At 76.2% G+C, this 15,557-nt stretch carries 7 protein-coding genes and 3 pseudogenes; 7 read left to right on the top strand and 3 right to left on the bottom strand.

The window, feature by feature from the left end; translation table 11 throughout:
- Positions 1 to 301: 301 nt before the first annotated feature.
- Both L6E17_RS25385 and L6E17_RS25390 read left to right on the top strand, forming a co-directional pair.
- A complete protein-coding gene (locus L6E17_RS25385; RefSeq protein ID WP_308315935.1) occupies positions 302 to 3,175 on the top strand; it encodes a BTAD domain-containing putative transcriptional regulator in 2,874 nt (957 codons plus the stop codon).
- 254 nt (positions 3,176 to 3,429) lie between these two features.
- Positions 3,430 to 3,609, top strand: coding sequence for a sigma-like protein (locus L6E17_RS25390; RefSeq protein WP_236243031.1), 180 nt, complete (start codon positions 3,430 to 3,432; stop codon positions 3,607 to 3,609).
- A 183-nt stretch (positions 3,610 to 3,792) separates the two neighbouring features.
- Here L6E17_RS25390 and L6E17_RS25395 read toward each other — a convergent pair whose 3' ends face one another.
- Positions 3,793 to 4,332 (bottom strand): hypothetical protein, encoded by a 540-nt coding sequence (locus tag L6E17_RS25395; RefSeq protein ID WP_236243032.1) that lies wholly within the window; start codon positions 4,330 to 4,332, stop codon positions 3,793 to 3,795.
- Positions 4,333 to 4,519: 187 nt separating this feature from the next.
- On the opposite strand from L6E17_RS25395, the gene L6E17_RS25400 reads away from it, so the two are divergent.
- Positions 4,520 to 5,248: a hypothetical protein gene (locus tag L6E17_RS25400; protein ID WP_236243033.1), complete on the top strand. Its 729-nt coding sequence runs from the start codon at positions 4,520 to 4,522 to the stop codon at positions 5,246 to 5,248.
- 215 nt (positions 5,249 to 5,463) lie between these two features.
- Here the strand turns inward: L6E17_RS25400 and L6E17_RS25405 are convergent.
- Both L6E17_RS25405 and L6E17_RS25410 read right to left on the bottom strand, forming a co-directional pair.
- Positions 5,464 to 7,900, bottom strand: a pseudogene (locus L6E17_RS25405) (PQQ-binding-like beta-propeller repeat protein).
- A 190-nt stretch (positions 7,901 to 8,090) separates the two neighbouring features.
- The gene (locus L6E17_RS25410) at positions 8,091 to 8,894 is read right to left on the bottom strand and encodes a VOC family protein (protein ID WP_236243034.1); all 804 of its coding nucleotides are present in this window, start codon (positions 8,892 to 8,894) and stop codon (positions 8,091 to 8,093) included.
- Positions 8,895 to 9,473: 579 nt separating this feature from the next.
- Between L6E17_RS25410 and L6E17_RS25415 the strand changes: the two genes are divergently transcribed.
- From L6E17_RS25415 to L6E17_RS25430, 4 genes and pseudogenes are all read left to right on the top strand, one after another.
- Complete coding sequence (locus L6E17_RS25415) at positions 9,474 to 10,121, top strand: TetR family transcriptional regulator (RefSeq protein WP_071277708.1); 648 nt, start codon at positions 9,474 to 9,476, stop codon at positions 10,119 to 10,121.
- A 560-nt stretch (positions 10,122 to 10,681) separates the two neighbouring features.
- A pseudogene (locus L6E17_RS25420) lies at positions 10,682 to 11,370 on the top strand (pyridoxal 5'-phosphate synthase).
- A 523-nt stretch (positions 11,371 to 11,893) separates the two neighbouring features.
- Positions 11,894 to 13,168, top strand: coding sequence for an NAD(P)/FAD-dependent oxidoreductase (locus tag L6E17_RS25425; RefSeq protein ID WP_236243035.1), 1,275 nt, complete (start codon positions 11,894 to 11,896; stop codon positions 13,166 to 13,168).
- Positions 13,169 to 13,322: 154 nt separating this feature from the next.
- Positions 13,323 to 15,023 (top strand): annotated as a pseudogene (locus tag L6E17_RS25430) (acetate--CoA ligase family protein).
- The last annotated feature ends 534 nt before the right edge of the window (positions 15,024 to 15,557 follow it).

Consider the following 15,557-nt stretch of genomic DNA (forward strand, 5'->3'; position numbering starts at 1 on the left):
CGCAGAGCCCGGCCAGCGGGACGCGCAGCCCTCGCCCCCCGTGGAGCCCGGAGAGCCCGGACAGCCCGGAGAGCCCGGAGAGCCCGGGCAGCCTGGAGAGCCGGGGCAGCCCACACATTCCGCACAGCCCCCGCAGCCCGGACAGGACCGCGACCGCGCCGGCGGCCCGGCGCCCACCGCCACGGCGACGGAGCCGGCGTCGGCCCCCGCGGCGACGGAGCCCGCACCAGGCGGCGGCCCGGCGCCCGGCGCCCCGCCGAGCGGGGCCGTCGGCGGCGGGCCCGACGACCTGCGGTTCGCGGTGCTCGGGCCGGTCCGGGCCTGGCGGGGCGGGGAGCCCCTGCCGTCCGGGTCGCCGCAGCAGCGGGCGCTGCTCGCCGCGCTGCTGCTGCGCGACGGGCGGACCGCTACCGCAGCCGAGCTGATCGACGCGCTGTGGGGCCCCGAGCCGCCCTCCCAGGCGCTCGCCGCCGTGCGGACGTACGCCTCCCGGCTGCGGAAGGTGCTGCCCGCTGGGGTGCTGGTCAGTGAGTCCGGCGGGTACGCCCTGCGGGGCCGCGCCGACGCGCTCGACCTGAACGTGGCGCAGGAGCTGGCCGCCGAGGCCGAGAAGGCGCGGGCGGCCGGGGACCGCGCGCAGGCGCGGGCCCTGGTCACCAAGGCGCTGGGCCTGTGGGACGGAGAACCGCTCGCGTCCGTGCCGGGGCCGTACGCCCAGACGCAGCGGGCCCGGCTGGAGGAATGGCGCCTCCAGCTGACCGAGACCCGGCTCGACCTGGCGCTGGAATGCGGGCAGCACGCGGAGACGGTGTCGGAACTGACCGCGCTGACGGCGGCGCACCCGCTGCGGGAGCGGCTGCGGGAGCTGCTGATGCTGGCCCTGTACCGCAGCGGGCGGCAGGCGGAGGCCCTCGCGGTGTACGCGGACACGCGGCGGCTGCTCGCGGACGAGCTGGGCGTGGACCCCTGCCCCGAGCTGTCGCGGCTCCAGGAGCGGATCCTGCGGGCCGACGACGAGTTGGCGCGGCCCGTGGCGGAGCCGTCACCGGTGGCGCCGGTGGCGCGTCCCGCCCAGCTGCCCGCGACGGTCCCGGACTTCACGGGGCGGGCCGCGTTCGTACGGGAGCTGGGGGAGCTGCTGGCCACCGCCGAGGGGTCGGTGATGGCGGTGTCGGCGCTCGCCGGCATCGGCGGCGTCGGCAAGACGACGCTGGCGGTGCACGTGGCGCACCGGGCGCGGCCGCGCTTCCCCGACGGGCAGCTGTACGCCGACCTGATGGGCGCGGGCCCGCGGGCGGCGGAGCCGGAGACGGTGCTGGGGTCGTTCCTGCGGGCCCTCGGCACCCCGGACGAGCGGATCCCCGAGACCCTGGAGGAGCGGGCCGCGCTATACCGGTCGACGCTCGCCGGGCGGCGGGTCCTGGTGCTGCTGGACAACGCGCGGGACGCGGCGCAGGTGCGGCCGCTGCTGCCCGGCACGGAGGGCTGCGCGGCGCTGGTGACGAGCCGGATCCGGATGGTGGACCTGGCGGGGGCGCACCTGGTCGACCTGGACGTGATGTCGCCGGAGGAGGCGCTGCAGCTGTTCACCCGGATCGTGGGTGAGGAACGGGTGCGGGCGGAGCGCGAGGCGGCACTCGACGTGGTGGCCGCCTGCGGGTTCCTGCCGCTGGCGATCCGCATCGCGGCGTCCCGGCTGGCGGCGCGGCGCACGTGGACGGTGTCGGTGCTGGCGGCGAAGCTGGCCGACGAGCGGCGCCGGCTGGACGAGCTGCAGGCCGGGGACCTGGCGGTCAAGGCGACGTTCGAGCTGGGCTACGGCCAGCTGGAGCCGGCGCAGGCCCGGGCGTTCCGGCTGCTGGGGCTGGCCGACGGCCCGGACGTGTCGCTGGCCGCCGCGGCGGCGGCCCTGGACCTGCCGGAGCAGGAGGCCGAGGACCTGCTGGAGGCGCTGGTCGACACGTCGCTGCTGGAGTCGGCGGCTCCGGGCCGCTACCGCTTCCACGACCTCGTACGGCTCTACGCGCGTGCGTGCGCCGAGCGGGACGAGCACCCCCCGGCGGAGCGGGAGGCGGCGATGTCCCGGCTGCTGGACTTCTACCTGGCCACCGCGGCCCGCGTCTACGCCGTGGAGCGGCCCGGCGACCGCTTGGTGGACCACCTGGAGCCGACGTCCCCGACGGCGGGCCTCGTCTTCGACGACCGGCACACGGCGCAGGACTGGCTGCATCGGGAAGCCGACTGCGTCCTGGCCTGCGTCCAGCAGTCGCTGGCGCCGTCCACTCTGCGACGCGCCCTCGACCTCTTGCTCTGCTCCAAGGACCTCCGGGAGTCGGGCGCGAACGCCCTCCGGTACGAGGCAGCCGCCACCGCGGTCCGGGATGCTGCAGCCGACGCCGACGACACCCACGCCGAGGCCCGGGCCCGTGTCACCCTCGCCCAGGTGCACAGCACCGCCGGCCGCTTCGACCAGGCGCGGGAAGAAGCGAGTCGTGCAGTCGGACTCGGCAGTGCCACCGGAGACCCGTGGACGTGCGGTAACGCGCCTAACGAGCTCGGCATCATCGCCATCTGCACGAACGACCACACCGCCGGCAGGACTCATCTCCTGCGAGCCGTCGAGGCGTTCCGGGAGGACGCCAACCGGGCGGGTGAAGCCAGCGCTCTGTGCAACCTGTCACGGGTCATGGCGTCCATGGGGCACATCGATGACGCGGTGGCGGTGGCCCGGCAAGGCGTCGCGATCTACGACGATCTCGGCCTCACGCTGCGCCTCGCCAACGCCAGATACGCGCTGGGAATCGTGCTGGCCCAAGCGGAGCGGCGATCGGACGCCCTGGATGAGCTGTCCCAGGCGCTGGGCATCTTCCGCGAGAGCCGGCAGCGGCTCTGGGAGGGGACAACGCACTACCGGATCGCTCAGGTGCACCTCGCTTCCGCCCGACCGGGAAACGCAGCCCGGCACGCCGAGCAGGCCCTCGCGCTCGGATGTATCGGAGGCGATTGGATGCAGGCCAACGCGTTGACACTGGTCGGCAGGGCCCTGGAGCAGCTCGGCCAAGGCGACCGGGCCCGAGCGTGCTGGCGGCAGGCACTCTCCATCTACGAGAAGTGCGGATCGCCCGAGGCGGCCGAGGTGCGGCGCCTTCTCGCCCGGACCAGGGACGTCGCCTGAGTTGCCGTCCCTCGTCCTGGCAGCCACTTCCAGAGGGCGACCGAGTCCGCGAGAGGACAGCCAGGCCGTTCACCGAACGTTTATGGGCGACTGACATCGTGTGGGACATCGGCTCGTCGCACCGGGGGGAGACGAGCCGCATGGCCCCTCACCACTAGGGTGAGCGACCATCCGGAGCACCCGTTCGGCGGCCCTCGGGGGAGTCGCCGAGCGGGTGTTCATCCGTCATGAAGCCCGACCTGGGGAGGCCCGTTATGGACAACAGCAAGAACGAAGAGATCAGGACTATGGGGGACAGCCACGCTCCGGCCCCGCCCATGGGCACCGAATCCGAGCCCGCCACCCTGGACAACCCGGCACCTGCGCCGTCGGGCAAGGACCAGCAGCTCACCACGCTGGGCGACAGCCACGCGCCCGCCCCGCCCGCCAAGTAGGCCCGGGCCGGCGAAGGCGGCCGCGGCGGCACGGAGGGGGAGCCGCCGCGGCCGGGACGCCGAAGGACCCGCAGTGCCCGGGAACGGGCGCTGCGGGTCCTTCGGCGTGTGCGGCACGGCCCGGTCGCCGCAGGCCCGACCCGGCCCGGGCGGGCCTCCGGGTGGGGCCGGGCCGGGAGCGGGTCAGGCCAGGGTGCGGGAGGCCTTCGTGACGACGCAGCGGGTGTACTCGGAGCCGTCGCCCCCGCCGGTGTACGGGGTGGACGCCTCGGTGGTGCTCTTGGCGCCGACCGCGACCTTCAGGTCGTCCACCTCGGCGGTCGCCGGGAGGGCCGTGCCGCCCGCGTCGCCCTTGAACTGGACCGTGAAGTCGTACGCGTAGTCCAGCGCCCCGTTGTTCGTCACGGTGAGCCGGGCGACGAGCTTCTTCGTCGCCGGGTCCATCTCGCACCCGGCGATGCGGACGTCCCGCATGGCGCCGTCGCCGCTGCCGCCGCCGGGGACCGAGCCGCCCCCGGAGGAACCGGAACCGGAGGACGAGGCGTCGGTGCCGGTGTCGCTCTTGCCCACGCCGTCGTCCGAGCCGTGGTCGCCGCTCGACCCGCTGCTGGAGCTGCTGCCGCTCGAACCACTGCAGCTTCCGCCGTTCGAACCGCGTGCACCGGTCAGGGCGACCAGGGCGATGCCGAACACGGCCAGCGCGCGAACATGACGCGTTTTCATGTTTCAACCCCCGTTGAAAGTGGAAAAATAGCCCGCCCGATTGGCGAGTGCACGTCACCCTAGCAGCGGTACGGGGCGCCACCCGCCGTCGCCGCTCTGCCGGGGCCCGGCTCCCGAAGGTTGCCCTGCCCCCAGCCGGGTACTCGCGGGAGCGCCCTACACTCCCCCACGCACCCGGAGGCGCGGGATGATCCGCAACGTCATCGGGGCCGTCCTCGCACTGGTCGGAGCGGCGGCCGCCGTCTGGAGCCCCTTCCGTGTCTGGTACGACGGCCGGCAGGGGCGGTACTACGAGGTCGACGACCTGTTCACCGGCATCACCGCCGAGCGCGCCGACCTGTGGTGGTCGCTGCTGCTGCCGCTCGCCTTCGCCGCGCTCCTCACCGTGATCGGCCTGCTGCTGCGGTCCCGGCTGACGGTCGCCGCCGCCGGGGTGGTCGTCCTCGGCTTCACCGTCCTGTGGATGGTCCGCCAGGGGCAGGCCGCGGACGGCCTGTCGGCGGGCGCCGACGACGGCCTCGGCTGGGGCGTCGCCCTGGCGCTGGGCGGCGGTGTCCTCCTGCTGCTGGCGGCCGCCGTCATGGCGGGCCGGCCGAGGCGGCGCCGCGTCGCACCCGCGGGGCCGGCCGACGAGCACGGCTACGGCGAGCCCCACCACCCGGACGACCCCGGCTACGGCCGGCCGTACGACGAGGGCCACGGGCAGCCGTACGACGAGGGCCACGGCCGGCGGTACGACGAGGGCCACGGGCAGCCGTACGACCCCGGCCCCGGGCCCCGGCACGCACGGCCCCACGGCACCCGGCACGACGCCATCCCCGGTCCCGACCGCCCCGAGTACCCGGGCTACCCCGAGCAGCCCGGACCGTCCGAACCGCCGGACTCCCCGGGCCGCGACCGGCCGCCGGGCTACTGACCCCGGGACGCTGCACGACGCTGCTCGCCGGGGACGCGGCGGGCAGCCCCGGGGCCGTACGGTACGACCGCCGGCCTGCGCCCCGGCGCTGCGGCCGGGCCGGTCCCGGACGCACGGCGGCCCCCGCCGCCGTGGCCGTGCGGCGGGCGGTCCCCGCCGCCGTGGCCGTGCGGAGGGCGGCACGAGGCGCCCGTACGGACGCCGTCAGGGTGCGGCTACGGCTGGCGGGCGGTGGCGCCCCGGCCCGTCGCCGTGCCCTTCACCGCGTCCAGCGCGTACACGCAGCGGTCCTTGCTGCACGCGTACACCACGCCCGCGCGGGCCACCGGCGAGCCGGTGATCTCCCCGCCCGTGGTGAGCTTCCAGCGGAGCTGGCCGCCCGCCGCGTCCAGCGTGTACAGCACGTGGTCCGCGGAGCCGAAGTGCAGCCGGCCGTCGGCGGCCACCGGGGCGCCGACGATCTCGCCGCCCGCCGCGAACCGCCACTTCGGGGTGCCCGTCACCGCGTCCAGCGTGTACAGCGCGCTGCCGCTGGCCACGTGGATGCTGCCGTCCGCGACGAGCACCGGCTCGGTGGACTGGCGGGCCTCCGTGGCGATCCGCCACCGGTCCTTGCCGGTCGCCGCGTCCAGCGCGTACACCGTGCCGAGGTAGTCCGCCAGGTACACGCCGCCGCCCGTCACCGCCGGGCCCGGCACGAACACGGGAGCGGAGAGGAAGACGGCGGGCGCCTCGAAGTGCCAGCGGACGCGGCCGGACATGACGTCCACGGACAGCACCCGCGTCCCGGCGGCCACGTACACATAGCCGTCGTCCGCCGGGGCCACCCGCACCGGCACGCCGCCGCAGGACGCCGCGTCGCCGATCGGGTACGACCAGCGCTCACCGCCCGTACGGGCGTCCAGGGCCCGCAGCCGTGCGTCCTGCCACACGTACACGGTGTCGCCGTGCACGGCGGGCCCCGCCTCAGCGGTCTCGAAGTCGGTCTGGGCCCCGGCCAGCTCCCACAGCTTGGCGCCGTTGGACGCCTCCCACGCCTGGACGCCGCCGCCCCGGGTGCCCGTCACGACGGTGCCCCGGTCGACGCCCAGCGAGAACGTCCAGGCGTCCGTCTGGACCCGCCACAACTCGCCCGCGTCCTGCGCGTCCAGCGCGTACAGGGTGGGGCCGTCGGTGGCGTGGATACGGCCCGACGCCACCGTCATGGACCAGGCCACGTCCCGGGTCTTGAACTGGCGGCGGCCGGTCCCCACGTCGAGGGCGTGCACCTCGAACGACGTCACGTACAGCAGGTCGCCGTCCACGACCGGGGTGCCCCACACGTCGTTCGACATGCGGAAGCGCCACGGGCGCCACGGGCCGGGCGGCGGCGGCGCGGCCACCGTCGGCCCGCCGTCGGGGCCGGTCGTGGCCTGGCCGGGGACGACCGGGCCGCGGCCGGTGCCGGGCAGTGGCCGGCCGGCGGGCGGCGGGTCCGCGAGGACCCCGGCGGGCGGCCGGATCCAGCCGGTCGTGGGCCCCGCGTCCACGTGCGAGGTGCGCCGCGCCGCGCCCGCGGCGGCCCCGGGGCCCGGCCCGATCGGCACGTTCGAGCCCGGCAGCCGCACCGGGGCGCCCGGGGCGGCGGAACCCCGCCGCCGGCGGGCGCGTGCCCCGTACGCGGGTCGGGGAGGCCGGCCGGCGCGCCGGGTCCCAGCCCTGCCCGGGCGCGGGCCCGCCGCGCGGCGGGCCCGGCGGGGCGGTCGGCGGGGGCGGGGCCGGGCGGCCGCCGCGGCGCCGCTCGATCATGCCGGTCGCGGAGGGGGGCAGCCAGGCCGACGCGGTGCCGCTGTCGTCGCCCCCGGCGAACAGGTGCGGCGCCAGCTGCGCCTGGAGGTCGGCCGGGGTGGGGCGGCGGGCGGCGTCCATCTGCATGCACGCCTCGATCAGCGGCCGCAGCTCCTCGGGCAGCCCCTCCAGGTCGGGGCCCTCGCGCAGCAGCATGAAGACCGTCTCCACCGGGTTGGCACCGTGGTAGGGGGCGTGCCCGGTGGCGGCGAAGACGAGGGTGGAGCCGAGCGAGAAGACGTCGCTGGCCCCGGTGACGCTGCGCGAGTCGCGCGCCTGCTCGGGGGACATGTAGGCGGGCGTGCCCACGGCGACGTTGGTCATGGTGAGCCGGGTGTTCGAGACACCGGAGGCGATGCCGAAGTCGATGACGCGGGGGCCGTCCTCCACGACGAGGACGTTCGACGGCTTGAGGTCGCGGTGCACGAGCTGGGCGCGGTGGATGGACTGGAGGGCCTCGGCGATGCCGGCGGCCAGCCAGCGCACGGCGGGCGCGGGCAGCGGCCCGCACTCGTTCACGATCTCCTCCAGGGAGGGCGCGGGGACGTACGCGGTGGCCAGCCAGGGCACGGCGGCGCGCGGGTCCGCGTCCACGACCGCCGCCGTGTAGAAGCCGGACACCTTGCGTGCGGCTTCGACCTCGCGCGTGAAGCGGACGCGGAACAGCTGGTCCTCGGCGAGCTCGGTCCGGACCGTCTTGATCGCCACCCGCCGGCCGGACGCCGACCGCGCCAGATAGACCAGGCCCATGCCGCCGGCGCCGAGCCGGCCCAGCACCTCGAACGGACCGATCCGTCTCGGGTCGTGCTGCGTGAGCTGCTCCACTTGCCTGCCACCTCCCCGTCAGGGCCATGAGGGTACGGCCCTGTGCCCCCTGATTCTTCCTGTCCGAGGCGGCGGTGGCGAACCCGGGGGCGGATCGGGGTGTCTCACCCCGATCCGGACACGCCTGTGAGGGACGGGCGGGGCCGGAGCGACGCCCGGGCCGGCGGTTCCGGCCGGCGGCCGCCGGGCGTCAGGCCGCTTTCGGCTCGGCCAGGACCGCGAAGACCGCGCCCTGGTTGTCCGCGAGCACCGCGATCCGCCCGTACGGCGTGTCGAACGGCTCCTCGGTGACGCGGCCGCCGAGCCGTACGGCCTCGGCGGCGGCGGCGTCGCAGTCCTCGACGGCGAAGTACACGAGGAAGTGGGCGGGCATCTCCGCGGGGAAGGCCGGGCCGATGACGCTGCGCCCGCCGATCGCCGTCTCGTCGCTCGCCTCCTGCGCGGTGCGGGGCGACCAGACGCGGTAGTCGACGGCCGGGTCGTCCAGGTCGCGCGTGCGGTAGCCGAAGACCGTCTCGTAGAAGGCGTCGACGGCGTCCTTGTCGGCCGCGCGCGTGTACACCTCGGCCCAGGCGAAGGAGCCGGGGCGGCCCTGCTTCTCGAAGCCGGCGCGGTCCTGCGCCTGCCACAGGCCGAACACGGCACCGCCCGGGTCGGCGACGAGGGCGGTGATCCCGGCGGAGCCGACCCGCGTGGGCCGGGTGATGACCCGCCCGCCGGCGTCCTCGATCCGGGCGGTGAGGGCCACGGCGTCGGAGGCGGCGAGGTGGACGCCCCACGCGGTGGGCATGCGGCCGTCGCCCTTGGGCACGAGCCCCGCGGTGAGCAGGCCCTCGCTGAACGCCGTGGCGTAGGGCCCGTAGGTCTCGGAGCTGTCGGCGAAGGTCCAGCCGAACAGCTCGCCGTAGAAGCGCTTACCGGCTTCGAGGTCGGGGAGCAGCACGTCCGCCCAGCACGGGGTGCCCTCCGCCTTCGCGTCCGTCGTCGCGGCCATGGACGTGGTCCTTCCTGCGGTCACCTCGTCGTCACGCTAATGCGGGGGCGGGCGGGGCGCAGGAGAAAGGAGAGCGGCATCCGGGGCGGGATATACGCCCATATGCGAGGCGCGCCCCGTGCATTCCCGGGGCGGGCCGGGCGGGGACGCGCTCGTGCGGGCGTATCCGCCGAAGTTTTCCACAGGCTGTTAATCATCCTATTGGCCGCATGACCCCGGGGCCCGGCTCTTCTCCGCCCGGGTCGTCGCATCCGTGATTTCAGCGGCTTCTGCGGTTTCTGTGGCTTCGGCGGCTTCGGCGGCTTCCGTGCATTCGGCGGCTTGCGCGGCTGCGGCAGTCGCGGCTTCCGCGCTCCCGGTCCCCGCGGGTGCGGCGCTCTCGACGGGCGCGGCTTGCGCGGTTTCCGCTGATCAATCGCGCACGCGGAGCCGCCGGCCCGGCGCAGAAGCCCGTGCGGGCGTACGGGAACGGGGCGGCACATGTGCCGGAACGGGGCGGGTGAGGGGCCGAAGGCAAGAGCGCACCCCATTTGCAGTCGGCCGAATCGCGCCCCGATCCCCCGTCGGTAAGCTGACGGCATGACAGGACAAGTACGCACCGTCGACGGCCGCGTGGCCGGTCGGCGCGGCCAGGCGACGCGGCAGAAGCTGCTCGACTGCCTCAGCGAGATGCTCAGCTCCTCGCCGTACCGGGACGTCAAAGTCATCGACGTGGCCCGTAAGGCGGGCACTTCACCTGCGACCTTCTACCAGTATTTCCCGGACGTCGAAGGCGCCGTCCTGGAAATCGCGGAGGAAATGGCGCAGGAGGGAACGGGATTGACCGATGTGGTCGCCGGCCGCTCCTGGGCCGGAAAGGCCGGGCGGCAGACGGCGGAGGATCTCGTCGACGCGTTCCTGGACTTCTGGCGGCGCAACGACGCGATCCTGCGCGTGGTGGATCTCGGAGCCGCGGAAGGCGACAAGCGGTTCTACAAGATCCGCATGAAGATCCTGAACTCCGTCACCAACTCCCTGACGGACGCGGTGAAGGAGCTCCAGTCCAAGAACCGGGTCGACAAGGACGTGAATCCGGCGGCGGTCGCGGGCGCGATGGTCATGATGCTGGCCGCGTGCGCCTCGCACCAGAAGGGCTTCCAGACGTGGGGCGTCAAGCAGGCCGAACTCCGGCCTCACCTCACGATGCTGGTCCACCTGGGCATCACGGGCAAGAAGCCCGCGAAGTAGCCCGCCGGGGCCACGCAGCGCCCCGCACCGCCCGCCGCCGCACGTCCCTGGCGGCAGCCGCACGCCCCCTGCCGGGCGCCCGGGTTCCGCACGGTCCCTGCCCGCACGGCTGGGTCCCGCCCTCCCGGCCCGTAGGCTCCCCGCGGCGCGGCCGCGTTCCGCACCGGCGGTCCGTACGCCCCTCGCCCCGCAGCCGGGCCCGCACGCCGACCCGCACGGCCCCTGCCCGCACGGCGGACTCAGGACGGCCCTTCCCCGCACGACCGCATCCGCACGGTCCCTTCTGCTTCCGGCCGCGTACCGCACTGCCGACTCGTACGCCTCCCCGCCGCATGACGCCGGGCACCGCACCGCCGACGTACTTCCCCTTGCCACCTGGGCCGCATGAGCCACATGGGCCGCATGGCCACCTGGCCGGGCTCCGCACCCCGGCGCGTACGCCCTCCCGCACGGCCCCGCACGGCCCCGCGCCGCGCCGCCGGGTGCGCACGGCGCGGGTCCGGCACGCGTGCGTGCACCCCGGCGCCGCGCCCGGGCGGTGGGGGCGGATGATGGCCCCCATGGCCGACACCGCTGATTCCGCCGCCCCGGTGCCCGACGCGTTCGAGGCGACCCTGCGCTCGCTGACCGTGTGGGACAGCCCCCTGCCGCCCTTCGATCCCTCGGACGCACCGGCCGCGCCCCTGCCCCTCTTCCGCGACTGGTTCGTGGCGGCCGCCCGCGCGGGGCAGGCCGAGCCGCACGCCGTGCACCTGGCCACCGTCGACCCGGAGGGCCGTCCCGACGTGCGCACGGTCATCCTGCACGGCGCCGACGAGCGCGGCTGGCACTTCGCGTCGCACTCCACCAGCGCCAAGGGCCGCCAGCTCGCCGCCCGCCCGCAGGCCGCGCTCGGCTTCTACTGGCCGGTCCAGGGCGGCAGGTCCGGGTGCGCGGCCGCGTCTCGACGGGCACCGCCGCGGAGGCGTACGAGGACCTCCACGTGCGGTCCGCGGGCGCGCTCGCCGCGGCGCTGGTGGGCCGGCAGAGCGAGCCCCTGCCCTCCCTGGCGGTCCTGGCCGAGGCGAGCGACGCGGCCTGGGACCGCGCGCGCACGGAACCCGACGCGCACGCACCGACCTGGACGCGGTACCGCGTCGAGCCGTACGAGGTGGAGTTCTTCCAGGGCGACGCCCGCCGCCGCCACATCCGGCTGCGCTACACCCGGACCGGGGCGGACGGCTGGGACAGGGAACTGCTCTGGCCGTAGCGGACAGGGCACGAACCGCAGGCCCCGGGCGCAGGACGCCAGGCCCCGGGCGCAGGAGGCCGGGCGCAGGAGGCCGGGCGCCGGGCGCAGGAGGCCGGGCGCAGGACGCCGGGCGCCGGGCGCAGGAGGCCGGGCACGCAGGGTCCAGGACGCCGAGTGCCTCCGGACGCGCGGCCCGCCGGGCCCCGGGCACAGCCGGACGCAGCCGGGGGCGCGGGCGGCCGGGCGCGGTCGCCGGGCGCGCGCGCCCTGCGGTGCGGGGGCGGGAGCGTGCCGCCGGGCGCGGGGCGCAGCCCGGGTGCTCGGACTGTCGGTGCGAAGTCGGGTGCCGGCGCGGGCCGTACCCGCGGACCGCTGTGCGGGGTCGGGTGCGGGGCGCGGGGCGTGGGGCGTGGGGCGTGCGCCCTGTTGCGCGCCACCGGCGGCACCGCGCACCCACCGAGCCGGTTTCGTGATCCTTTTGCAACCGATTCCCCACTTGACCGGGACCCAACAACAGCAGGGGCCGTTACGCTCAGCGTCCATGGCTCCATCAACCGACCGCCCCTCCCCGCTCCTCGGGCCGCCCGTGTACGTCGTCGGCGGCGGTCCAGGAGGGCTCGCCGTCGCCGCCGCGCTGCGCCGGCGGGGCGTGCGGGCCGTGGTCCTGGAGCGGGCGCAGGAGCTCGGGGCGTCCTGGCGCCGCCACCACGACCGGCTGCGGCTGCACACCACGCGCCGGATGTCCTCGCTGCCCGGCCTGCCGATGCCCCGCTCGTTCGGCCGCTGGGTGGCCCGCGACGACCTGGTGCGCTACCTGGAGCGCTACGCGCGGGTGCACGACCTGGAGATCGTGTACGGCGTGGAGGTCTCCCGCCTGGAGCGGACCGGCGCCGACGGGGGCGGACCCGGCGCCTGGGTGCTGCACGCCACCGGGGGCCGCCGCCTCACCTCCCGGGCCGTCGTCGTCGCCACGGGTGGCGACAGCGCGCCGCTGCTGCCCGACTGGCCGGGCGCCGGCGGCTGGCCGGGCGAGCTGCTGCACGCTGCGGCGTACCGGAACCCGGCCCCGTACCGCGGCAAGGACGTGCTGGTGGTGGGCGCGGGCAACAGCGGGGCGGAGATCGCCGTGGACCTGGCCGAGGGCGGGGCGGCCCGGGTGCGGCTGGCCGTCCGCACGGCGCCGCACATCATGCGCCGCTCGGTGGCGGGCTGGCCCGCACAGGCCACCGGCATCCTGGTGCGGCGCCTGCCCGCGTGGCCCGCCGACCCGCTGCTGCGGCTGCTGGAGCGGGCGACGGTGCCCGACCTCGCGCCGTACGGGCTGCCGCGGGCGACCACCGGGCCGTGCACCCGGATCCGCCGCGACGGGGCGCTGCCGGTGCACGACACGGGCCTGGTGGAGGCGGTGCGGCAGGGGCTGGTCGAGCCGGTGGCGGCGCTGGAGTCCTTCACCGGTGACGGCGAGGTCGCGCTGTCCGACGGCACCCGGCTGCGGCCTGACACGGTGATCGCCGCGACCGGCTACCGCCCCGCGCTGGACCCGCTGGTCGGCCACCTGGGCGTGCTCGACGCCGCCGGCCGCCCCCTCGTGCACGGCGCCAGGACCGCTCCCGGCGCCCCGCACCTCCACTTCACCGGTTTCACCCGGCCCGCCAGCGGCGCGCTGCGCGAACTCGCCGCGGAGGCACGGAAGATCGCCAGAACGCTGGCCGCGGCCGCCCCCGTGCCCGCGCCGCGCACGGCGCCCGCGGCCGACCTGCCCGCACCGCGGGGCCCGCGCCCCGCGTCGATGCCCCCGGTGAGCCTGCCCCGCTGACGCACAGGACCCCCGCCCCCGGAGGGGAGCCGCGGGGCCGGTCCGTGCGGGCGACGCATGCGCGGTTACTGACGGGGTATCAGTTCCGTGCGAACGAACTGACGCCACGTCAGTAACCTGTCGGAGCGGGACGCGCGGGCGGGAGTGCGGAGCGATGCTGGGATCGACGCACGGCACCTTCACCACCGGTCCCCGGGGGCGCGCGAGCGCCACCCGCGGGCGGGACGCCACAGCCGGCGGCGGCGAACGGGACGTCTCCGGGCGCCCGCTGAGCATCGCGGCGCCCGATCCGCAGTGGCTGGCCCGGCCCGGCGTCGGCGCCTTCGGGGCGGTGCGACGGGACCTGCACGGGCCCGGTGTCGCGATCGTCTCGCGGTGCGCCGAGCTGACCGCCGCGGCGGGCGCCGTGCAGGAGCTGGGCGTACGGGTCGCCGACCGGGTCACCGTCGGTCCGGAGGGCGCGGTTGCCGACTTCGTGGCGTACTTCGCGGAGCGGGCCGACGTCGGGGTGGTCGCCCTGCACCTGGACGGGGTCCGCGAGGGGCGGGGACTGCTGCTCGCCCTCGACCACGCTGCCCGCCGCGGTGTGCCCGTCGTCGTCCTCACCGCGCCCGGTGACGGCGCCGATCCCGTCCTGGAGGCCGCGCTGCGGCAGTCGGGCGCCGTGGTGGTCGACGCGCCCGACCGGCTCCTCGACACCGCGACCCTGTTCGCCCGGGCCCCCGGCCGACCGGCGGGCCCGCCGGGGCGACCGCGTCGCCGTGCCGCCGACGCGGGCCGGGCGGCACGTCGCCGGACTGGCGGCGGCCGCCGGGCTGCACGCCGTCCTCCAGGACCTCGACGAGGCGCTGGCCGATCCCGCCGTCGCGGTGGTCGTCTGCCCGGTCCTGTCGGCCGACCCGCCCGCGACCGACGTCCTCGCCCGCGACCTCGCCGCCGCCGCCGAGCGCGCCGGCAAGCCGGTGTGCGTGGTCTGGGGCTCGCCCCGGGCACCGAGCCGGCCTACCGCGACACGCTGCTCGGCTCGTCGCGCGCGGTCACCTTCCGCACGTACGGGAACTGCGTCGCGGCCGTCGGGGCCTACCTGGCCCACCGGCGCTTCACCACCCCGTACCGCTCCCCCTTCGACGAGGCCCCGCGCACGCCGTCGCCCTCCCTGCGCAAAGCCCGCCTGCTGCTGGAGTCGGCGGCCCCGCACGACCGGCGGCTCAGCGAGCACGCCGCCAAGCAGATCCTGCGGACGTACGGGGTGCGCGTGCCGCGCGAGCAGTTGGTGACGAGCGCCGCGGCGGCCGTGCGGGCGGCGGGCCAGGTCGGCTACCCGGTGGTGCTGAAGGCGTCCGCCCCCGCCTCGCCCGGCGGGCGGAGCGCGGTCTGCTGCGGGTGGGGGTGACGTCCGCCGGGCAGGTGCGCGAGGCGTACCGGGACATCGCCGCCGCGGCCCGCCGCGAGGGTGTCGCGCGACGGCGTACTGGTCGCCCAACTCGTCGCGCAAGGCGTCGAGTTGACCGCCTCACTGCGGCACGACGAGCGGTTCGGCCCCGTCGTCACCGTCGCACCGGGCGGGCCGCTGGCCGCCCTGGGCGGGGCGGTGGTGCGCGTCCCGCCGTTCGGTGAGGCGGCGGCGCGCGCCCTGGTCGACGCGCTGCCCTGCCGGGCGCTGCTCGGCGACGTCGACGCGCTCGTGGAGGTGCTGCTGCGGATCCAGCGCCTGGCCCTGGAACTGGGCGACGACCTCGTGGAACTGCGCGTCGACCCGCTGGTGGTCGGGGAGCGCGGGCGGGGCGCGGTGGCCCTGGACGCCGTGGCCGCCTTCGCCACGCCCCCCGACCCGGGGGCTGCGCCCCGCCTCTGACATGGCGGCTGCTCCACCGCACCGGCGGGGGCACCGCGCCCGGCCTTCAGGAAGGGCGTTGCAGGCTGATCACGGGACCGCTGCCCCCGCCAGCCGCTGCACCTAACTGATGATTAGCTGATCCTGCTGCCATCTGTGCAGATCAAGCGATACCCTCCGCCCCAAAGGTACGACGCTCGGTCACCTGGACCCGGGCAGGCGGGAGGATATAGATGGCCAAGGGACACAAGTGCCCGGTGTGCGGCACGCACACGGTGCATCCGACCAGCACCAATCGCATGAAGTGCTCCCAGTGCAAGTCCGTCTACGACAAAGCGATTTTCGGCGGTTGACGTCCTCCTGACTCGTCGAGCCGATCCGGCTGTGCAGCTCGGCGGCCGCGGGAGGCATGGGGTGGACCGCTTCCTTCAGCTCCCGCGCTCGGGCGGGACGCCGTTCGCTGGTGACGGGTGAACACGTCTGCCGCACACCGGCGCCAGCCGTCCCTCCGAACCACGAGGCGGTCCGCCGTGCGGCCCTTCGGCGCCGCCCGGT

The organism is Streptomyces sp. CC228A (assembly GCF_021390935.1).
Lineage (GTDB): Bacteria > Actinomycetota > Actinomycetes > Streptomycetales > Streptomycetaceae > Streptomyces.

Excerpts from the sequence above, each read along its gene's own strand:
- L6E17_RS25395 (WP_236243032.1), bottom strand. The coding sequence starts at position 4,332 with ATGAAAACGCGTCATGTTCGCGCGCTGGCCGTGTTCGGCATCGCCCTG.
- L6E17_RS25415 (WP_071277708.1), top strand. The coding sequence starts at position 9,474 with ATGACAGGACAAGTACGCACCGTCGACGGCCGCGTGGCCGGTCGGCGC.
- L6E17_RS25390 (WP_236243031.1), top strand. The coding sequence starts at position 3,430 with ATGGACAACAGCAAGAACGAAGAGATCAGGACTATGGGGGACAGCCAC.
- L6E17_RS25425 (WP_236243035.1), top strand. The coding sequence starts at position 11,894 with ATGGCTCCATCAACCGACCGCCCCTCCCCGCTCCTCGGGCCGCCCGTG.
- L6E17_RS25410 (WP_236243034.1), bottom strand. The coding sequence starts at position 8,894 with ATGGCCGCGACGACGGACGCGAAGGCGGAGGGCACCCCGTGCTGGGCG.
- L6E17_RS25400 (WP_236243033.1), top strand. The coding sequence starts at position 4,520 with ATGATCCGCAACGTCATCGGGGCCGTCCTCGCACTGGTCGGAGCGGCG.